We start from the raw sequence: 18022 nt of genomic DNA, 5'->3' as shown, positions 1-18022 counted from the left end.
GGATAATAATGATTGATAATACCTCAGCACCGCAGTATGACCTGCGGGGCCTGAAGCTGATCGGCTGGCGTGATATGCAGCATGCGCTGGACTATCTCTGTGCCGGGGACGGGATCAAAACCGGCACGCTGGTGGCCATCAATGCAGAAAAAATGCTTACCCTTGAGGATAACGCCCAGGTGCGCGAACTCATCGAGGCGGCCGAGTTTAAATATGCGGACGGGATAAGCGTGGTGCGCTCCGTGCGTAAGAAGTACCCGAGGGCGAACATCTCTCGCGTCGCGGGGGCCGATCTCTGGGAAGCGCTGATGGCGCGGGCGGGGGCAGACGGTACGCCGGTCTTCCTCGTCGGCGGCAAACCTGGGGTGCTGGCGCAAACCGAGCAGAAATTGCGTGACCAGTGGCAGGTGAATATCGTCGGCAGCCAGGATGGCTATTTCAGCCCTGACGATCAGCAGGCGCTGTTCGCCCGCATTCGTGACAGCGGGGCGAAGATCATCACCGTCGCGATGGGTTCACCGCGCCAGGAGATCGTGATGCGCGACTGCCGTCAGGTCTATCCGGATGCGCTCTATATGGGCGTGGGCGGCACTTACGATGTCTTTACCGGCCACGTAAAGCGCGCGCCCAAAGTGTGGCAGAACCTGGGGCTGGAGTGGCTGTATCGCCTGTTATCCCAGCCGAGCCGGATCACCCGCCAGCTCCGTCTGCTGCGTTATCTCGGCTGGCACTACTCCGGTCGCCTGTAATATCTGAAACGCAGCGCGATATACTGCTCGCGCTGCGATCCCCCCGTAAATCTGCTGCTTTTCTCAACAATACATTCATTTATTTAACGCATCGTTTGCCATTTTACAAAATTTAAGAAACCATTCCCCCGTCACTACCGTACCAGGCTGTTTTAGCATCAACCGTAAACATAAACGGCCCATAACGCACAGCCTGTGATAGCGCATCTGTACCTATAACAATAACCGGCGCAGGCCGGGAGAGTCGCAAGCACAACCGAGGATTTATGTCAGAGAAAAAACCGGAGCTTCAGCGTGGGCTGGAAGCTCGTCATATCGAACTTATCGCCCTTGGCGGGACGATTGGCGTGGGCCTGTTTATGGGCTCCGCCAGCACCCTGAAATGGGCCGGGCCGTCGGTCCTGCTGGCGTATATCATCGCCGGGCTGTTCGTCTTCTTTATCATGCGCTCCATGGGGGAGATGCTGTTCCTCGAGCCGGTCGCCGGTTCGTTCGCCGTTTATGCGCATCGCTACATGAGCCCGTTTTTTGGCTATCTCACGGCGTGGTCGTACTGGTTTATGTGGATGGCGGTGGGCATATCGGAGATCACCGCCATTGGGGTTTATGTGCAGTTCTGGTTCCCGGAAATGGCGCAGTGGATACCTGCGCTTATCGCCGTGGGGTTGGTGGCGCTGGCGAACCTCGCCGCCGTGCGTCTGTACGGTGAGATCGAATTCTGGTTTGCGATGATTAAAGTAACCACCATTATCGTGATGATTGTCATCGGCGTGGGGGTGATCTTCTTCGGCCTGGGTAACGGCGGCCAGGCGATTGGCTTTGGCAACCTGACCGAGCACGGCGGCTTCTTTGCTGGCGGCTGGAAGGGCTTCCTGACCGCGCTCTGCATTGTGGTGGCGTCCTATCAGGGGGTTGAGCTTATCGGGATCACCGCCGGCGAAGCGAAAAACCCGCAGGTGACCCTGCGCAGCGCGGTGGGCAAGGTGCTGTGGCGTATCCTCATCTTCTATGTCGGCGCGATTTTTGTCATCGTCACTATCTTCCCGTGGAATGAGATTGGCAGTAACGGCAGCCCATTCGTGCTCACCTTTGCCAAAATCGGCATTACCGCAGCAGCGGCGATTATCAACTTTGTGGTGCTGACGGCGGCGCTCTCCGGTTGTAACAGCGGCATGTACAGCTGCGGACGTATGCTCTACGCGCTGGCGAACAACCGCCAGCTGCCGGCGGCGGTGGGGAAAGTCTCCCGCGCCGGAGTGCCGGTGGTGGGCGTTGCCATCTCGATTATTATTCTGCTGGTGGGGTCATGCCTGAACTACATCATCCCGAACCCACAGCGTGTCTTCGTTTATGTCTACAGCGCCAGCGTTCTGCCAGGTATGGTGCCGTGGTTTGTGATCCTGATTAGCCAGCTGCGTTTTCGGCAGGCGCATAAAAACGCGATCGCCAGCCATCCGTTCCGCTCCATTCTCTTCCCGTGGGCTAACTATTTAACGATGGCGTTCCTGATCTGTGTGCTGATCGGCATGTACTTCAACGAAGACACCCGCATGTCGCTGTATGTCGGGGCGATATTCCTGGCGGCCGTTAGCGCGGGATACAAGATTTTTGGCCTGGGGCGACACGTGGAAAGGACCAAAACGCAGTAATATGCGGCAAAGTGCGCAAAGTCTAATCAAACGCGCATTTATTTTAAAAAAGCACTAGACAGCAGACCGAGACCTCCGTAATATCCAGCCCCGCAACGGCGCTAAGCGCCCGTAGCTCAGCTGGATAGAGCGCTGCCCTCCGGAGGCAGAGGTCTCAGGTTCGAATCCTGTCGGGCGCACCATTCACCCGGTGCTGGAGCTGCGGTGGTCTGTTAAGTAGGCAGAACCGCGTGAAAGAGTAAAGAATCAAGTAGTGGTGGCTATAGCTCAGTTGGTAGAGCCCTGGATTGTGATTCCAGTTGTCGTGGGTTCGAATCCCATTAGCCACCCCATTATTTAAAGAGTTGTGAAATGCGAAGGTGGCGGAATTGGTAGACGCGCTAGCTTCAGGTGTTAGTGTCCTTAGGATGTGGGGGTTCGAGTCCCCCCCCTCGCACCACGACTTTTAATGAATTGAACTAAAAATTCAAAAAGCAGTACAACGGCGAGTAGCGCAGCTTGGTAGCGCAACTGGTTTGGGACCAGTGGGTCGGAGGTTCGAATCCTCTCTCGCCGACCAATTTTGAACCCCGCTTCGGCGGGGTTTTTTGTTTTCTGCTTTTCCTGTCCCTGTTGTTTATTGCCGACAGCGATATCCTGGCCTGTCGCGAATAAGTGACATATAACCTCTTGAAATGAATCAATATATTTCTTTACCCGTCAGCCTGTCTCTTCCTGGAGACACTTTGACCTGGTTATCGGCCCAATCTGCTGCCCGTTTCCTGGCTGAAAGGGATAATTTCCTTTTATCTTAAAAAGTTGAGATCCATACAACTTCGTGATGCAACATTGGCACATTGCATGCAATAATATACATGTAGATGCTCATTCCACCTCTTATGTTCGCCTTAGTGCCTCATAAACTCCGGAATGACGCAGAGCCATTTACGGTGCTTATCGTCCACTGACAGATGTCGCTTCGGCCTCATCAAACACCATGGACACAACGTTGAGTGAAGCACCACAAGTTGTCAAACAGACCTGTTTAACGCCTGCTTTTTAGCAGGCGTTTTTTTATGCCTTATCTGCAGTAGCGCGTCAGGATCCCCACCACCATCAGCAGGGCACAGCCCGAAACGCCATACAGTGCCTGTAGCGGCCCCAGCACGTCAGCAACCAGTGCCGTGAGGCCGGTAAAGAGCGATGCGCTGGCGGTTTGCCATCGCCAGACCCTGCCGCTGGCCGAGGAGATCAGGTCAGCCTGAAAGCTGCTTAACAGGCTAAAAGTGCCCACCGCAAAAACGACGTTCGAAGCGAGATGGGCGACAAACACGGCTCCCAGCGCTTGCATCCCCGATAGCAGCGGGATCGTCCCGTAGGCGAGTAAAAAGAGGCCGAGGCAGGTCAGCAGGAGGCGGTTTTGTCCGGCGTAGCGGGGCAGGCTCTCTCTTTTCAACAGCAGCGGGCCGCAAAGCTGTCCCATGCTGCGGGCAAAAAGCAGAGGCAGGGCCAGCCCGGCAGCATCATTCGGCTCAATCTGCTGCGCCAGTGCAGGCAGCAGCGCCATAGCGGGTGAACCCACGGCGGCGAGGGCAGGAAGCAGCAACAGACTGCGTTTTTGCTGCGCTCCCAGTGCCTGCCAGCGCATCGCCACCGGTCTTTCGGTTTCTGCTGCCTGCTCAGGCGCCAGAGAAGGCAACGCGCTGCCGGTGAGGCGCAGCATCAGCAAGGAGCCCGCAAAGGTGAGCGCGTCGATCCCCAGCAGTGCCAGCGTGGGCAGATGATGAAACAGCACCATACCCAGCCCGGTGCCCAGTAGCACCTGCGAAGCAAAAATCATCGTCTCCAGGCAGGTCGCTGCAGGTAGCTCGGCTTCGGACAATCCCCGCCGGAACAGCAGGGCCAGCGCGGGCCAGCTCATGCCCGTCAGAAAGGCCTCGGTGGACTGCACCGCCAGCAGCGCCATCATGCTGTGAAACTGAATGCCCAGCAGAGGAAAAAGCAGGGCGAGCAGGCCCAGCCACTCGGTCAGGAGCAGCAGGTCGATGGGTGAAAAACGCATACAGAACTTCTCTCCGACGAGGCTGCCCAGAAATCCCGGTAGCAGGGCAAACAGATATGCCAGGGTCAGTAAAGAGGCGGGAGCCTGCCACTCCAGCAGCAGACCAAAGACCATCACCTGGGTTAAGCCATTCCCCACAGAGGTAAACAGAAAAGCGCAGGCCAGCAGGCGCAGCCAGCGATGACAGCGCAGCGCGTGAAAAAGCGCATACAAAAGCGTGTTCATGAAACGATCCTTTCAAAAACGATTTAATCCACGCCGTAAAAGGCGTGTACAGAAAAAATGTTCAATGAAAGGAGATCGTTACATTGGCGGAGTGGGTCTCTGAAGAAGATGCTAAGAATGTAGCAAATAAAAAAGGAGGCCGTCAGGCCTCCTGTGCAATTATTGCTGCGGGGGATTATTCTGCAACGTCAGCAGCAGACCGTCGCGGCGCATTTCGGCAGCCTCTTCCGGCAGATGCAGTTTATCCAGCGTATCCGCCAGCCAGGCATAATCGAACGCATCCGGGCGCTGTTTTAACGCGGCGCGGAAGGCGAGGCTGGCCTCTTTCCATTCACCATGTCTGGCCAGCGACTGTCCCAGAGTGCTCCACAGCAGAGGGCGGTCGCCCACGGTTTTGATCTGCTGGCGCAGCATTTTCTCGATCTGCTCCGGATTATTGGTTTTCAGGCGCGGGATCACCATCACCAGACGATCGTCGTACTGGCGTTTCAGGCCATCAAGGATGATGCTCTGGGCGGTATCGTGATCGTCACATTCAATCAGGTGTTCCGCCATCGCCACCTGCAGGGGCACCTGCTGGCGCGTTTTGCGGCTCTGATTTTTCCACCAGGCTTTCAGGCCATCGCTGCCCTGATCGGCACGCGCCTGGTCCATCAGCCCGATCCAGGCCTGACGTTGCAGGCTGTCGCGCTGCTCTTCGTCACCGACGTCGGCTTTCGCCATCGACGGGATGATGTCCAGCAGCGAGCCCCAGGCGCCGGTGCGGATATAGGCCTGCTCAGCCAGACGCAGCACCTCCGGATGACGCGGCGCGATCTCCAGCAGACGATCGACGCCGTGGCGGGCGGCATGGTTTTCGTTGCGCGCCAGTTGCAGACGTACCCGGGTGATCTCCACCGGGATCGGGTCGTTTTCAGCCAGCTCAGCGGCACGCTCCAGATGCTGATTGGCGCGTGCTTCGTCGCCGCGCTGCTGTGCGGCTTCCGCCGCCAGCAGATAGTTGACCACCGGCTGTTCAGCATGATCGGCATTCTTCGACATCAGCTTCTCAACCTGCTGATAGTCTCCTTCAGCCAGTTTCAGCAGGGCCTGTTCGGTCTGCTTGCGGGCACGGCGGCGCTTGCGGCCGACAAACCAGCTGCGGGTATGGGCCCCGGTACGGAAGATGCGGCGCAGGATCCACTCGATCGCCAGAAACGCCACCATTACCAGGATCAAAATGATCACCAGCCCGGTGACGCTGGTTTCGATATTGTAGTTATCGGTCTGGATCAACACGTAGCCCTGATGACCCGCCAGCATAGGGCCCAGCACGATCCCGGCGAGCAGCAGTGCGAAGAGTAATAAAACTTTTAACATAATTACTCTCCTTGCGGTGCGCTGTCAGGGGCGGGAGCAGGGGCTGGAGCAGGAGACTGCTCCGCCGCTTCGCCCGGCTGTGCCAGCAGGTTACGCACGCGCGTCTGCATCAGCTTCTCCAGAATCGGCTGGCTCTCCAGCTTATCCGGTACGTTCATGGTGATGTTCTGTTGACTCAGCTTGTCCACCTCTTCGAGGAAGGCGGTAGTGGTGGCATCGTCGGTATCGTAGTAAGCGCGTACCCAGGTGGAGACGTTATCCAGCGCCTGTTTGTAGGTCTCTTCCTGATGACGAGGCACAGCCTGCGCGGCCACCAGCAGACGTGAACGCAGGTTCTCGCGCAAGTAGACGTCCTGATTCGGCGCGAGCAGCGGTACGGCGGTCTCATCGCGGCGGCGAACGGTGATAAAGCTGTCCATAAAGTTCTGCCAGCTTTTTTGCAGGTTGATGCGCCACTCGCTCAAGGAGCTGGAGAGTTCGCTGCTGTCGGAATCCATCGGGGAGTCGTCGTCATTATTATCTGCCAGACGCAGGTTATCGATTTGGTTCGACAGCTGATTCACTTTCAGAATGATGCCGTCGTAGTCCACCTGGGAAACGGTCGCCAGGCTGGCGATATCCGCAGTGAGTGCCCGGCGGGCAGTGATCAGGCTTGGGTCGTTCATATCGCCCAGGCTGGCATCAGCGCTTTTCAGCAGCGCGGCAGCGGTGGTGACATCCTGATCGCTCCACAGCTTGCGCCCGGCCAGTTTGACCAGGAAATCAGCCTGCGCCAGCAGCCAGGTTTTGGCATCGGTACCGGAAATGGCCGCCACTTTTTGCTGCATTTCATCCAGCTGTTTGGTCAGCTCGTCCTGCTTACGGGTGGCGGCGGCCAGCTGATCGGCCTGCTGTTTGATCACCCCATCCAGCTCGGCTTTTTGCGACTGCTGCGCCTGTTGCAAGGCGGTGATTTGCGTCACCAGCTCGTCGTTGGTGGCAACCTGATTGGTAGCTTGTTTTTTCACCAGCCCATACAGACCGACGCCAGCGGCCAGCGCAATGGCGATGGCAATTGCGCTTAACGCCAGACTGGTTTTATTGCTGCCATGCTTTTTCTCTGTCGTTTCTGGCTGTGGCGTGGTGTCCACAGTCTCCCTGGTCTCTTCAACCACGGCGGAGGATTTTTCTTGTTCCGTCATTATGGCTTCCCATTATGAGAGTTATTGTAATGCGCGCAGCAGCGCATCGTTGTCGGCGTTATCAGCGATCCGAATATCTTGCCAGCCCAGTTCCCGGGCGAGGTTCGCCAGACGCTCACTGACGACCAGAAGCCGACAGCGGAGTAACCAGTTTTCACGATACCATTGTGGGATCAGCGACCAGAGGTGTTGCAACATTTCGCCGCTGGTCACCACAAGGGTAGTGACGCCGCGCGACTGCCAGCGCATCGCCTCTTCTGCACCGTCATAGTATTTATTACAACGTTGATAACATTCGCAAAATGTCACTTCTGCTCCACGCTCACGCAGCGTGTCGCCCAGCAGTTCTCGTCCACCGTTGCCGCGTAAAATCAGGGCACGCTTCCCCACAACGGTTTGTAATTCAGGTAATTGTAGCAACACTTCGCTGGTTTCCCGATCCAGCGGGTAGCGAACATGCTTGCCACTTTCGGTGTGCAGCGCCAGGGCGGTGGTTCTGCCGATAGCGAAATAGCACGGCGCATCCGGCCAGCGCTGGCCCTCCTGCTGCAGCCGGGCGTGGGCAAATGCCACGGCATGTTGTGACAGGGCAAACAGCATGTCATCGGTCTGCAGCGCGCCAAGATGGCCCGCGAGCAGGGGAAGTTCCCGGCCCGGGGTGAACTCAATCAGCGGAAAGCTCCACGCCACCTGCCCCAGTGCGCGCAGACGGCTCACTAACTGATCTCCTGCGGGAGAAGGGCGGGTGACGAGAATACTCATGCCGGGGGTTCTCCATTATAGACTTCCGCGAGAATTTCACGGGCGCCATTGTCCAGTAGCTCTTCCGCCAGCGAAATACCCAGCTGTTCGGCGTCCTGCGGTTTGCCGCGACGTTCGCCGCGTACCATCTGCGAACCGTCCGGCGCGCCAACCAGCGCGCGCAGCCACAGTTCGCCATCTGTTAATTCAGCATAGCTGCCAATCGGCACCTGACATCCCCCTTCCAGGCGGGTATTCATGGCGCGCTCCGCCTGCACGCGGATTGCGGTCTCGTCGTGATTGAGCGGCGCCAGCAGCGCATGGGTACGGGTATCGTCGAGCCGGCACTCTATGCCCACCGCGCCCTGCCCCACGGCCGGCAGCGACTGTTCCGGGGAGAGCGCCGCCTTGATACGCGACTCCAGTCCCAGGCGTTTCAGGCCAGCCACCGCCAGAATAATGGCGTCATATTCACCGTTGTCCAGCTTGCTCAGGCGGGTGCCGACGTTACCGCGCAGGGAGCGGATGATGAGATCCGGGCGATACTCGGCCAGCTGGCACTGGCGGCGTAAACTTGACGTGCCAACGATGCTCCCTTGTGGCAGAGCATCCAGGGAGTCGTAGTGATTCGAGACAAAGGCATCGCGCGGATCTTCCCGCTCGCAAATCGTGACCAGACCCAGCCCCTCAGGGAAATCAACCGGGACGTCCTTCATGGAGTGAACCGCGATATCGGCGCGACCTTCAAGCAGTGCCAGCTCAAGCTCTTTTACGAACAGGCCTTTCCCGCCCACTTTCGCCAGCGGTGTATCAAGGATGACATCACCGCGTGTCACCATTGGTACCAGCTCTACACGCAAACCTGCATGGCAGGCCTCAAGGCGCTGCTTAACATAATGTGCCTGCCAGAGCGCAAGGGGGCTTTGGCGTGTGGCAATTCTTAAAACATTGTCTAACATGCTTGTTACCGTCTTAATCGTCTGCTGACCATCCTAACATTGTTGTCTCAGGACTGTCAGGTTTACGGACGTAGAAGGGGTTCAGGACAGGGCTGCGATACAGGTTGCCTGCTGCCGTATTCAGGAATTTACACGTACAGAACGGTGCTACACTTGTATGTAGCGCATCTTTCTTTACGGTCAAACGGCAAGGTGTTAAATTGATCACGTTTTAGACCATTTTTTCGTCTCCGAGACCATAAAGATAAGGGCGAAAAAGGGCGACGGCTACTTTCGAAATACTGTGAATGCGTAATCCTCGGTCTTGCTGAAGGTGAGCGCTTTCTGAACATCAGGCGATACGTCTTGTACCTCTATATTGAGACTCTGAAACAGCGACTGGATGCCATCAATCAACTGCGCGTCGATCGCGCGCTTGCTGCCATGGGACCTGCTTTCCAGCAGGTTTACAGTCTACTGCCGACATTGTTGCATTATCACCATCCGCTGATGCCGGGTTACCTTGATGGTAACGTTCCCAAAGGCATCTGCCTTTTCACGCCTGATGAAACCCAACAGCACTATCTGAAAGAGCTGGAACTCTATCGCGGTATGCCAGCGCAGGAGTCGCCAAAAGGCGAACTGCCTATCACCGGCGTCTACACCATGGGCAGCACCTCTTCGGTAGGGCAAAGCTGCTCGTCGGATCTCGATATCTGGGTCTGTCATCAATCCTGGCTTGATAATGAAGAACGTCAACTGCTGCAGCGTAAATGCAGCCTGCTGGAGAGCTGGGCGGCATCGCTCGGCGTGGAAGTCAGCTTCTTCCTGATTGATGAAAACCGTTTCCGTCATAATGAAAGCGGCAGTCTGGGGGGCGAAGACTGCGGCTCGACCCAGCACATCCTGTTGCTGGATGAATTTTACCGTACCGCCGTGCGCCTGGCCGGGAAGCGTATCCTGTGGAGTATGGTGCCGTGCGACGAAGAAGAGCATTACGACGACTACGTCATGAAGCTCTATGCCCAGGGTGTCCTGACGCCAAACGAGTGGCTGGACCTGGGGGGCTTAAGCTCGCTCTCTGCGGAAGAGTACTTTGGCGCCAGCCTGTGGCAGCTCTATAAAAGTATCGATTCCCCATACAAAGCGGTGCTGAAAACGCTGCTGCTCGAAGCCTATTCCTGGGAATACCCGACCCCGCGCCTGCTGGCAAAAGACATTAAACAGCGTCTGCATGATGGCGAGATCGTCTCTTTCGGTCTTGATGCCTACTGCATGATGCTCGAGCGCGTCACCGAATACCTGAAAGCCATCGACGATCCGACCCGTCTCGATCTGGTCCGTCGATGTTTCTACCTCAAAGTCTGTGAGAAGCTCAGCCGTGAGCGCGCCTGCGTTGGCTGGCGTCGTGAAGTGGTCAGTCAGTTAGTCAAAGAGTGGGGATGGGACGAAGAGCGCCTGTCGATGCTCGATAACCGCGCCAACTGGAAGATCGATCAGGTGCGTGAAGCGCACAACGAACTGCTCGATGCGATGATGCAGAGCTACCGTAACCTGATCCGCTTTGCTCGTCGTAACAACCTCAGCGTTTCCGCCAGCCCGCAGGACATTGGGGTGCTGACCCGTAAGCTGTACGCGGCGTTTGAAGCGCTGCCGGGTAAAGTGACGCTGGTGAACCCACAGATTTCGCCGGACCTGTCTGAACCGAACCTGACCTTTATCTATGTTCCACCGGGTCGTGCGAACCGTACCGGCTGGTATCTCTACAACCGTGCCCCAAGCATGGATTCGATCATCAGCCATCAGCCGCTGGAATATAACCGTTACCTGAACAAGCTGGTGGCGTGGGCCTGGTTTAACGGCCTGCTGACCTCCCGCACGCGTCTGTTTATTAAAGGTAACGAGATTGTCGATTTAGCCAAGCTGCAGGAAATGGTCGCCGATGTGTCGCACCACTTCCCGCTGCGTCTGCCTGCGCCGACGCCGAAAGCGCTTTACAGCCCGTGCGAAATTCGCCATCTGGCGATTATCGTCAACCTGGAATATGACCCGACGGCGGCGTTCCGCAATCAGGTGGTCCATTTCGATTTCCGCAAGCTGGACGTCTTCAGCTTTGGCGAGCAGCAAAACTGCCTGGTGGGCAGCGTCGATCTGCTCTACCGCAACTCGTGGAACGAAGTGCGTACCCTGCACTTCAACGGCGAGCAGGCGATGATCGAAGCGCTGAAAACGATTCTCGGCAAAATGCACCAGGATGCCGCGCCGCCGGACAGCGTCGAGGTGTTCTGTTATAGCCAGCATCTGCGCGGCCTGATTCGTACCCGCGTGCAGCAGCTGGTCTCTGAATGTATCGATCTGCGCCTCTCCAGTACCCGTCAGGAAACCGGGCGCTTTAAAGCGCTGCGCGTCTCCGGCCAGACCTGGGGCCTCTTCTTTGAACGTCTGAACGTCTCGGTGCAGAAGCTGGAAAACGCTATCGAGTTCTACGGCGCCATTTCGCACAACAAACTGCACGGTCTGTCGGTACAGGTAGAGACCAACCACGTCAAACTGCCGCAGGTGGTGGACGGCTTCGCCAGTGAAGGGATTATTCAGTTCTTCTTTGAGGAGACGGGGGAGGATGCCGGGTTCAATATCTACATCCTCGACGAAACCAACCGCGCCGAAGTGTATCACCACTGTGAAGGCAGCAAAGAGGAGCTGGTGCGCGACGTCAGCCGCTTCTACTCCTCTTCCCATGACCGCTTCACTTACGGCTCAAGTTTTATTAACTTCAACCTGCCGCAGTTCTATCAGATTGTGAAGGTGGATGGCCGTGCGCAGGTGATCCCGTTCCGCACCCAGGCGATTACCCCGGTCGTCCCTGACAGACAGGACGCCAGCACCCCGCTGTTGCAGCAGTATTTCTCCTGACGGCCATTGCCCGGTGGCGCTACGCTTACCGGGCCTACAAAGGCACGAACCCGTAGGCCGGATAAGCGAAGCGCCATCCGGCAAAACAGCCTTAGCGGAAGCTCACCTCTTCACCTGACTGCTGCGTCGCAGCCTGCTCAAGCAGATCCCAGAAGGTCTCACCGCTGCGATCGCAAATCCACTCGTCGCCTTTCAGGTCGAAGTGGTAGCCGCCCTGTTTAGTGGCCAGCCACACCTGGTGAAGCGGCTCCTGGCGGTTAATAATGATTTTGCTGCCGTTTTCGAAGCTGATGGTCAGCACGCCGCCATTGATTTCACAATCGATGTCGCTGTCACCGTCCCAGTCATCCAGGCGTTCTTCGATGGTTTGCCACAGGTTATCGGCAAGGCGATGGAATTCACTGTCATTCATGGTTCTGTTCCTGTTTTTCGTGATGGCGGCAGTATAACGCTAAATAATTCCGGTTGCAGGTTAGCGGCAAACTCTTGCTTTTGTGCCTTCTCCTGCGATGATAGAAAACAGATTTGAACTTACAGGCAACATGATAATGAAAAACGTTTTTCGAACGCTTGCCGTTCTCCTTACGCTGTTTAGCCTGACCGGATGTGGTCTGAAAGGGCCGCTCTATTTCCCGCCAGCAGATGAAACCGCGCCGCCACCGACCAAAAAAGTGGAAAGCCCAGTGCAAACCACCATGCCGGATCGTAACGATCGCGGCGATAACAACGGTCCAAGCCAGGTCAATTACTGACAAGCGCTCCTGTCCGCGCAATGGAGTAAATAATGCAGTTTTCTAAGATGCATGGCCTTGGCAATGACTTTATGGTCGTCGACGCGGTAACGCAGAATGTCTTCTTTTCCCCGGAGCTGATCCGCCGTCTGGCCGATCGGCACCTGGGGGTGGGGTTTGATCAGCTGCTGGTGGTTGAGCCGCCCTACGATCCGGATCTCGATTTTCACTATCGTATCTTTAATGCCGACGGCAGCGAAGTCTCCCAGTGCGGCAACGGCGCGCGCTGTTTTGCCCGTTTTGTCCGTCTGAAGGGGCTCACTAACAAGCGCGATATTCGCGTCAGCACCGCCAACGGACGGATGGTACTGAGCGTGACCGACGATGAGCTGGTGCGGGTGAATATGGGCGAGCCGAACTTCGAACCCTCGCAGGTGCCGTTCCGCGCCAACAAAGCGGAAAAGACCTATATCATGCGCGCGGCGGAACAGACAGTCTTGTGCGGCGTGGTCTCCATGGGGAACCCGCACTGCGTGATTCAGGTTGATGACGTGGCGACGGCGCCCGTCGAAACCCTCGGGCCGGTGCTGGAGAGCCATGAGCGTTTTCCGGAACGCGCCAACATTGGATTTATGCAGGTTCTCACCCGCGAACACATTCGTCTGCGCGTTTTTGAACGTGGCGCAGGCGAGACGCAGGCGTGCGGCAGCGGTGCCTGTGCGGCCGTCGCGGTGGGGATTACGCAGGGTTTACTGGCACCAGAGGTTCGCGTGGATTTGCCAGGCGGGCGTCTTGATATCGCCTGGAAAGGCCCGGGCCAGCCGCTCTATATGACCGGCCCGGCGACACAAGTTTATGACGGGTTTATCCATCTATGAAACAACCAGGAGAAGAACTGCAGGAGACGCTGACGGCAATGGACGACCGGGCGGTTGTTGATTACCTGCTGCGCCATCCTGATTTCTTTATTCGCAATGCGCGTGTCGTTGAAGAGATGCGCGTCCCGCACCCGGTCCGCGGTACGGTCTCGCTGGTTGAGTGGCATATGGCGCGCGCGCGCAACCATATAAACCATCTTGAAGAGAACATCTCCCTGCTGATGGAGCAGGCAAGCAGTAATGAAGGGCTGTTCTATCGCCTCCTGCACCTGCAATCCCGGCTGGCGTCGGCCAGCAGCCTGGACGAATTTCTTCTTCGTTTGCATCGCTGGGCGCGGGATCTGGGGCTGGCGGGTGCCACGATACGCCTCTTCCCGGACCGCTGGCGCATTGGCGCGCCCTCACGTTTTACCCATCTGGCCCTGTCGCGTCAGGCGTTTGAGCCGCTGCGCATTCAGCGTATGGGACAAGCGAACCACTATCTTGGGCAGCTGAATGGTCCTGAGCTCCTGGTGGTACTGCCAGAGGCCAAAGCTATCGGGTCGGTAGCCATGTCCCTGATGGGGCGCGACGGCGAGCTTGGTGTGATGCTGTTTACCAGCCGCGATCCGCATCATTACCAGCAGGGACAAGGCACACAACTGCTGCAGGAGATTGCGCAGATGCTGCCCGAGCTGCTGGAGCGCTGGATTGAACGCGTATGACGGACGCTCAGCTGGCACCTGCCGTTACCCGTTTTCTGCGCTATCTGGGCGTTGAGCGCCAGCTCAGCCCGATCACCCTGTTGAACTATCAGCGTCAGCTTGATGCCATCATGCAGTTAGCCGATGAAATCGGCCTGACGAGCTGGCAACAATGTGATGCCGCCACGGTGCGCACGTTTGCTGTGCGCAGCCGCCGTAAAGGGCTTGGCCCGGCCAGCCTTGCGCTTCGGCTCTCAGCACTGCGCAGCTTCTTTGACTGGCTGGTCAGCCAGGGCGAACTCAGCGCCAATCCGGCCAAAGGGATCGCCGCCCCGAAAGCGCCGCGCCATCTGCCCAAAAATATCGACGTGGATGACGTTAACCGCCTGCTGGATATCGATCTCAACGATCCGCTGGCGGTGCGTGACCGCGCCATGCTGGAGGTGATGTACGGCGCCGGCCTGCGTCTTTCCGAGCTGGTTAACCTGGATATCAAACATCTCGATCTGGATACCGGGGAGGTGTGGGTGATGGGCAAAGGCAGCAAAGAGCGGCGCTTGCCCATTGGCCGCAATGCCGTGGTATGGATTGAGCACTGGCTCGATCTGCGCGGCCTGTTCGGTACCGAAGACGATGCGCTGTTCCTCTCGAAGCTGGGCAAGCGCATCTCGGCGCGTAACGTGCAAAAACGGTTTGCCGAGTGGGGGATTAAGCAGGGGCTGAACAGCCATGTTCATCCCCATAAATTGCGCCATTCGTTCGCCACCCACATGCTGGAGTCCAGCGGTGACCTGCGTGGCGTCCAGGAGCTGCTGGGCCACGCCAACTTGTCCACCACCCAAATCTATACCCATCTCGATTTTCAACACCTTGCCTCGGTGTACGACGCGGCGCATCCACGCGCCAAACGGGGGAAATAATGCGTTTTTATCGTCCATTAGGCCAAATCTCTGCCCTGACGTTTGACCTTGATGACACCCTTTACGACAACCGCCAGGTGATCCTGCGAACCGAGCAGGAAGCACTGGCCTTTGTACAAAACTACCATCCGGCGTTAAAAACGCTGGAAAACAAAGAGTTTCACCGCCTGCGCCAGGCGTTACGGCAGACCGAACCGGAAATCTATCACGATGTTACGGAATGGCGCCGTCGGGCCGTTGAGCTGGCTATGCTCAACGCGGGTCTGACCGCTGCCGAGGCCGCGCTTGGCGCAGAAGCGTCGATGGCGCACTTCGCGACATGGCGCAGCCGTATCGACGTCCCGCAGGAGACGCACGACACGCTGGCTGCGCTTGCCGAAAAGTGGCCGCTGGTGGCTATCACCAACGGCAATGCCCAGCCGGAACTGTTCGGCCTTGGCGACTACTTCCAGTTTGTGCTGCGCGCAGGCCCGCACGGGCGCTCGAAGCCCTTTAACGATATGTACCATCTGGCGGCGGAGAAGCTCGACCTGCCGTTGGGGAATATTCTTCACGTGGGCGATGATCTGACCACCGACGTTGCAGGGGCGATCCGCTGCGGCATGCAGGCCTGCTGGATCAAGCCTGAAAATGCCGATCTGATGACCACCCTGGACAGCCGTCTGCTGCCGCACCTGGAAATTTCACGGTTGGCATCCCTCACCACGCTGATATAATCACCAGTAATATTGTATAAATTACCAGGGTTTTGCAGTCGAAGGCCCGGTAAGCGAAGCGCCAGCGGGCGTTTTGCAGTGTTCCTGATTACTACGTGACGGTGCCAATGGACGTTTCTTACCTGCTCGACAGCCTCAATGACAAACAGCGTGACGCGGTTGCCGCGACGCGCACCAATATGCTGGTGCTGGCAGGGGCGGGCAGTGGTAAGACACGCGTGCTGGTGCACCGTATCGCCTGGCTGCAGAGCGTGGAGAACTGCTCGCCATACTCCATTATGGCGGTGACCTTCACCAACAAAGCGGCGGCAGAGATGCGCCACCGTATCGCTCAGCTGATGGGCACCAGCCAGGGCGGCATGTGGGTGGGCACCTTCCACGGGCTGGCGCACCGCCTGCTGCGTGCGCACCATCTGGACGCTAACCTGCCGCAGGATTTTCAGATCCTCGACAGCGAAGATCAGCTGCGTCTCCTGAAGCGCCTGATCAAGGCCATGAACCTCGACGAGAAGCAGTGGCCGCCGCGTCAGGCAATGTGGTACATCAACAGCCAGAAAGACGAAGGGCTGCGTCCGCACCATATCCAGAGCTTTGGTAATCCGATTGAGCAGACCTGGCAGAAAGTCTACCAGGCCTATCAGGAAGCCTGCGATCGCGCAGGACTGGTGGATTTTGCCGAGCTGCTGTTGCGCGCCCATGAACTGTGGCTCAACAAACCGCATATTCTGCAGCACTATCGCGAACGCTTTACCAACATCCTGGTGGATGAATTCCAGGATACCAACAACATTCAGTACGCGTGGATCCGCCTGCTGGCGGGCGACTCCAGCAAGGTGATGATCGTCGGTGACGACGATCAGTCAATCTACGGCTGGCGCGGCGCGCAGGTCGAGAACATCCAGCGCTTCCTGAAGGATTTCCCGGGCGCAGAGACCATTCGCCTGGAACAGAACTACCGCTCCACCAACAACATTCTGAGCGCCGCCAACGCCCTGATTGAAAATAACAATGGCCGCCTGGGCAAAAAGCTCTGGACCGAGGGCATCGACGGCGAGCCGATCTCTCTCTACTGCGCCTTTAACGAGCTGGATGAAGCCCGCTTTGTGGTCAACCGGATCAAAACCTGGCAGGACAACGGCGGGGCGCTGGAGCAGTGCGCCATTCTCTATCGCAGCAACGCCCAGTCGCGTGTGCTGGAAGAGGCGCTGCTACAGGCCAGCATGCCCTACCGCATCTACGGCGGCATGCGCTTCTTCGAACGTCAGGAGATCAAAGACGCGCTCTCCTATCTGCGTCTGATCGCCAATCGCAACGACGACGCAGCCTTCGAGCGCGTGGTTAACACGCCAACCCGCGGCATCGGCGATCGTACCCTGGACGTGGTGCGTCAGACCTCCCGGGATCGCCAGCTGACGCTGTGGCAGGCGTGTCGCGAGCTGCTGCAGGAGCGGGCGCTTGCCGGACGCGCAGCCAGCGCGCTGCAGCGCTTCCTGGAGCTTATCGAAGCTCTGGCCCAGGAAACCGCCGACATGCCGTTGCACGTTCAGACCGACCGGGTGATCAAAGACTCCGGCCTGCGCATGATGTATGAGCAGGAGAAAGGCGAGAAGGGCCAGACCCGTATTGAGAACTTAGAGGAGCTGGTGACCGCCACGCGTCAGTTCAGCTACAACGAAGAAGATGAAGACCTGATGCCGCTGCAGGCGTTCCTGTCCCATGCCGCGCTGGAGGCGGGCGAAGGGCAGGCCGACACCTGGCAGGACGCGGTGCAGCTGATGACCCTCCACTCGGCCAAAGGTCTGGAGTTCCCGCAGGTATTTATCGTCGGCATGGAAGAGGGGATGTTCCCGAGCCAGATGTCGCTGGATGAGGGCGGACGTCTGGAGGAGGAGCGTCGTCTGGCCTATGTGGGCGTGACCCGCGCAATGCAAAAGCTGACCCTGACCTATGCCGAAACCCGCCGTCTGTACGGCAAAGAGGTCTATCACCGCCCGTCACGCTTTGTCGGCGAGCTGCCGGAGGAGTGCGTGGAAGAGGTACGCCTGCGCGCCAGCATCAGCCGCCCTGTGAGCCATCAGCGTTTGGGGACGCCGGTCTCGGAAAGCGACAGCGGCTTTAAGCTGGGCCAGCGTGTACGTCATGCCAAATTTGGCGAAGGCACCATCGTCAATCTGGAGGGTAGCGGCGAGCACAGCCGTCTGCAGGTGGCGTTCCAGGGGCAGGGCATCAAATGGCTGGTGGCCGCTTACGCCAAGCTGGAAACCGTGTAACTTTCAGAAAAATATCACTATTTTGTAA

15 protein-coding genes and 4 tRNA genes are annotated in these 18022 nt (G+C 57.8%); 13 read left to right on the top strand and 6 right to left on the bottom strand.

All coding sequences use genetic code 11. The annotated features are described in order from the left end of the window. Positions 1-8 precede the first annotated feature (8 nt). The 6 genes from wecG (at position 9) to FHC51_RS04700 (ending at position 2957) form a co-directional block, all read left to right on the top strand. Positions 9-749, top strand: coding sequence for a lipopolysaccharide N-acetylmannosaminouronosyltransferase (gene wecG, locus FHC51_RS04725; protein ID WP_220434996.1), 741 nt, complete (start codon positions 9-11; stop codon positions 747-749). Positions 750-1015: 266 nt separating this feature from the next. Next, a complete protein-coding gene (locus FHC51_RS04720; RefSeq protein WP_220434995.1) occupies positions 1016-2398 on the top strand; it encodes an amino acid permease in 1383 nt (460 codons plus the stop codon). A 105-nt stretch (positions 2399-2503) separates the two neighbouring features. Beyond that, positions 2504-2580 (top strand) — tRNA-Arg (locus FHC51_RS04715). Between the two features lie 74 nt (positions 2581-2654). Beyond that, positions 2655-2730: transfer RNA gene (locus FHC51_RS04710), tRNA-His, on the top strand. Positions 2731-2751: 21 nt separating this feature from the next. Further along, a tRNA-Leu gene (locus FHC51_RS04705) sits at positions 2752-2837 on the top strand. A 43-nt stretch (positions 2838-2880) separates the two neighbouring features. After that, a tRNA-Pro gene (locus FHC51_RS04700) sits at positions 2881-2957 on the top strand. A 501-nt stretch (positions 2958-3458) separates the two neighbouring features. On the opposite strand, the gene FHC51_RS04695 is transcribed toward FHC51_RS04700, so the two are convergent. The 5 genes from FHC51_RS04695 to hemC all read right to left on the bottom strand — a co-directional run bounded on the left by FHC51_RS04695 (position 3459) and on the right by hemC (position 8904). Further along, positions 3459-4664, bottom strand: a complete 1206-nt coding sequence (locus FHC51_RS04695; RefSeq protein ID WP_220434994.1) for an MFS transporter — start codon at positions 4662-4664, stop codon at positions 3459-3461. A 159-nt stretch (positions 4665-4823) separates the two neighbouring features. After that, the gene (gene hemY / locus FHC51_RS04690) at positions 4824-6023 is read right to left on the bottom strand and encodes a protoheme IX biogenesis protein HemY (RefSeq protein WP_103825327.1); all 1200 of its coding nucleotides are present in this window, start codon (positions 6021-6023) and stop codon (positions 4824-4826) included. 2 nt (positions 6024-6025) lie between these two features. Next, positions 6026-7204 carry a uroporphyrinogen-III C-methyltransferase gene (gene hemX / locus FHC51_RS04685; protein WP_220434993.1) on the bottom strand — a complete coding sequence of 393 codons (1179 nt, stop codon included), beginning with the start codon at positions 7202-7204 and terminating at the stop codon, positions 6026-6028. Positions 7205-7225: 21 nt separating this feature from the next. Then, the gene (hemD, locus tag FHC51_RS04680) at positions 7226-7966 is read right to left on the bottom strand and encodes a uroporphyrinogen-III synthase (protein WP_220434992.1); all 741 of its coding nucleotides are present in this window, start codon (positions 7964-7966) and stop codon (positions 7226-7228) included. Further along, a complete protein-coding gene (gene hemC, locus FHC51_RS04675) occupies positions 7963-8904 on the bottom strand; it encodes a hydroxymethylbilane synthase (RefSeq protein WP_220434991.1) in 942 nt (313 codons plus the stop codon). The genes hemD and hemC overlap by 4 nt, the downstream gene beginning before the upstream one ends. A gap of 345 nt (positions 8905-9249) precedes the next feature. Between hemC and cyaA the strand changes: the two genes are divergently transcribed. Further along, positions 9250-11796 carry a class I adenylate cyclase gene (gene cyaA / locus FHC51_RS04670; RefSeq protein ID WP_103177448.1) on the top strand — a complete coding sequence of 849 codons (2547 nt, stop codon included), beginning with the start codon at positions 9250-9252 and terminating at the stop codon, positions 11794-11796. A 91-nt stretch (positions 11797-11887) separates the two neighbouring features. Here the strand turns inward: cyaA and cyaY are convergent, their stop codons facing one another. Then, positions 11888-12208, bottom strand: coding sequence for an iron donor protein CyaY (gene cyaY / locus FHC51_RS04665; protein ID WP_103177447.1), 321 nt, complete (start codon positions 12206-12208; stop codon positions 11888-11890). 136 nt (positions 12209-12344) lie between these two features. On the opposite strand from cyaY, the gene FHC51_RS04660 reads away from it, so the two are divergent. The 6 genes from FHC51_RS04660 to uvrD all read left to right on the top strand — a co-directional run bounded on the left by FHC51_RS04660 (position 12345) and on the right by uvrD (position 17994). Continuing rightward, positions 12345-12548, top strand: coding sequence for a lipoprotein (locus FHC51_RS04660; RefSeq protein WP_103177446.1), 204 nt, complete (start codon positions 12345-12347; stop codon positions 12546-12548). 32 nt (positions 12549-12580) lie between these two features. Then, positions 12581-13405, top strand: coding sequence for a diaminopimelate epimerase (dapF, locus tag FHC51_RS04655; protein ID WP_114388254.1), 825 nt, complete (start codon positions 12581-12583; stop codon positions 13403-13405). Continuing rightward, positions 13402-14109, top strand: a complete 708-nt coding sequence (locus FHC51_RS04650) for a DUF484 domain-containing protein (RefSeq protein WP_103825334.1) — start codon at positions 13402-13404, stop codon at positions 14107-14109. Before dapF ends, FHC51_RS04650 begins: the two co-directional genes overlap by 4 nt. After that, positions 14106-15008: a tyrosine recombinase XerC gene (gene xerC, locus FHC51_RS04645; protein ID WP_114316422.1), complete on the top strand. Its 903-nt coding sequence runs from the start codon at positions 14106-14108 to the stop codon at positions 15006-15008. Before FHC51_RS04650 ends, xerC begins: the two co-directional genes overlap by 4 nt. Further along, entirely contained in the window at positions 15008-15724 is a 717-nt protein-coding gene (gene yigB / locus FHC51_RS04640) for a 5-amino-6-(5-phospho-D-ribitylamino)uracil phosphatase YigB (protein WP_220434990.1), read from the top strand. Before xerC ends, yigB begins: the two co-directional genes overlap by 1 nt. A gap of 107 nt (positions 15725-15831) precedes the next feature. After that, positions 15832-17994, top strand: a complete 2163-nt coding sequence (gene uvrD / locus FHC51_RS04635) for a DNA helicase II (protein ID WP_156240009.1) — start codon at positions 15832-15834, stop codon at positions 17992-17994. Positions 17995-18022: the final 28 nt, after the last annotated feature.

This window comes from Leclercia sp. EC_58 (genome assembly GCF_019584355.1).
Lineage (GTDB): Bacteria > Pseudomonadota > Gammaproteobacteria > Enterobacterales > Enterobacteriaceae > Enterobacter.
Note: the sequence above shows the minus strand (reverse complement) of the source record. Positions and strands in the feature narration are given on the sequence as shown.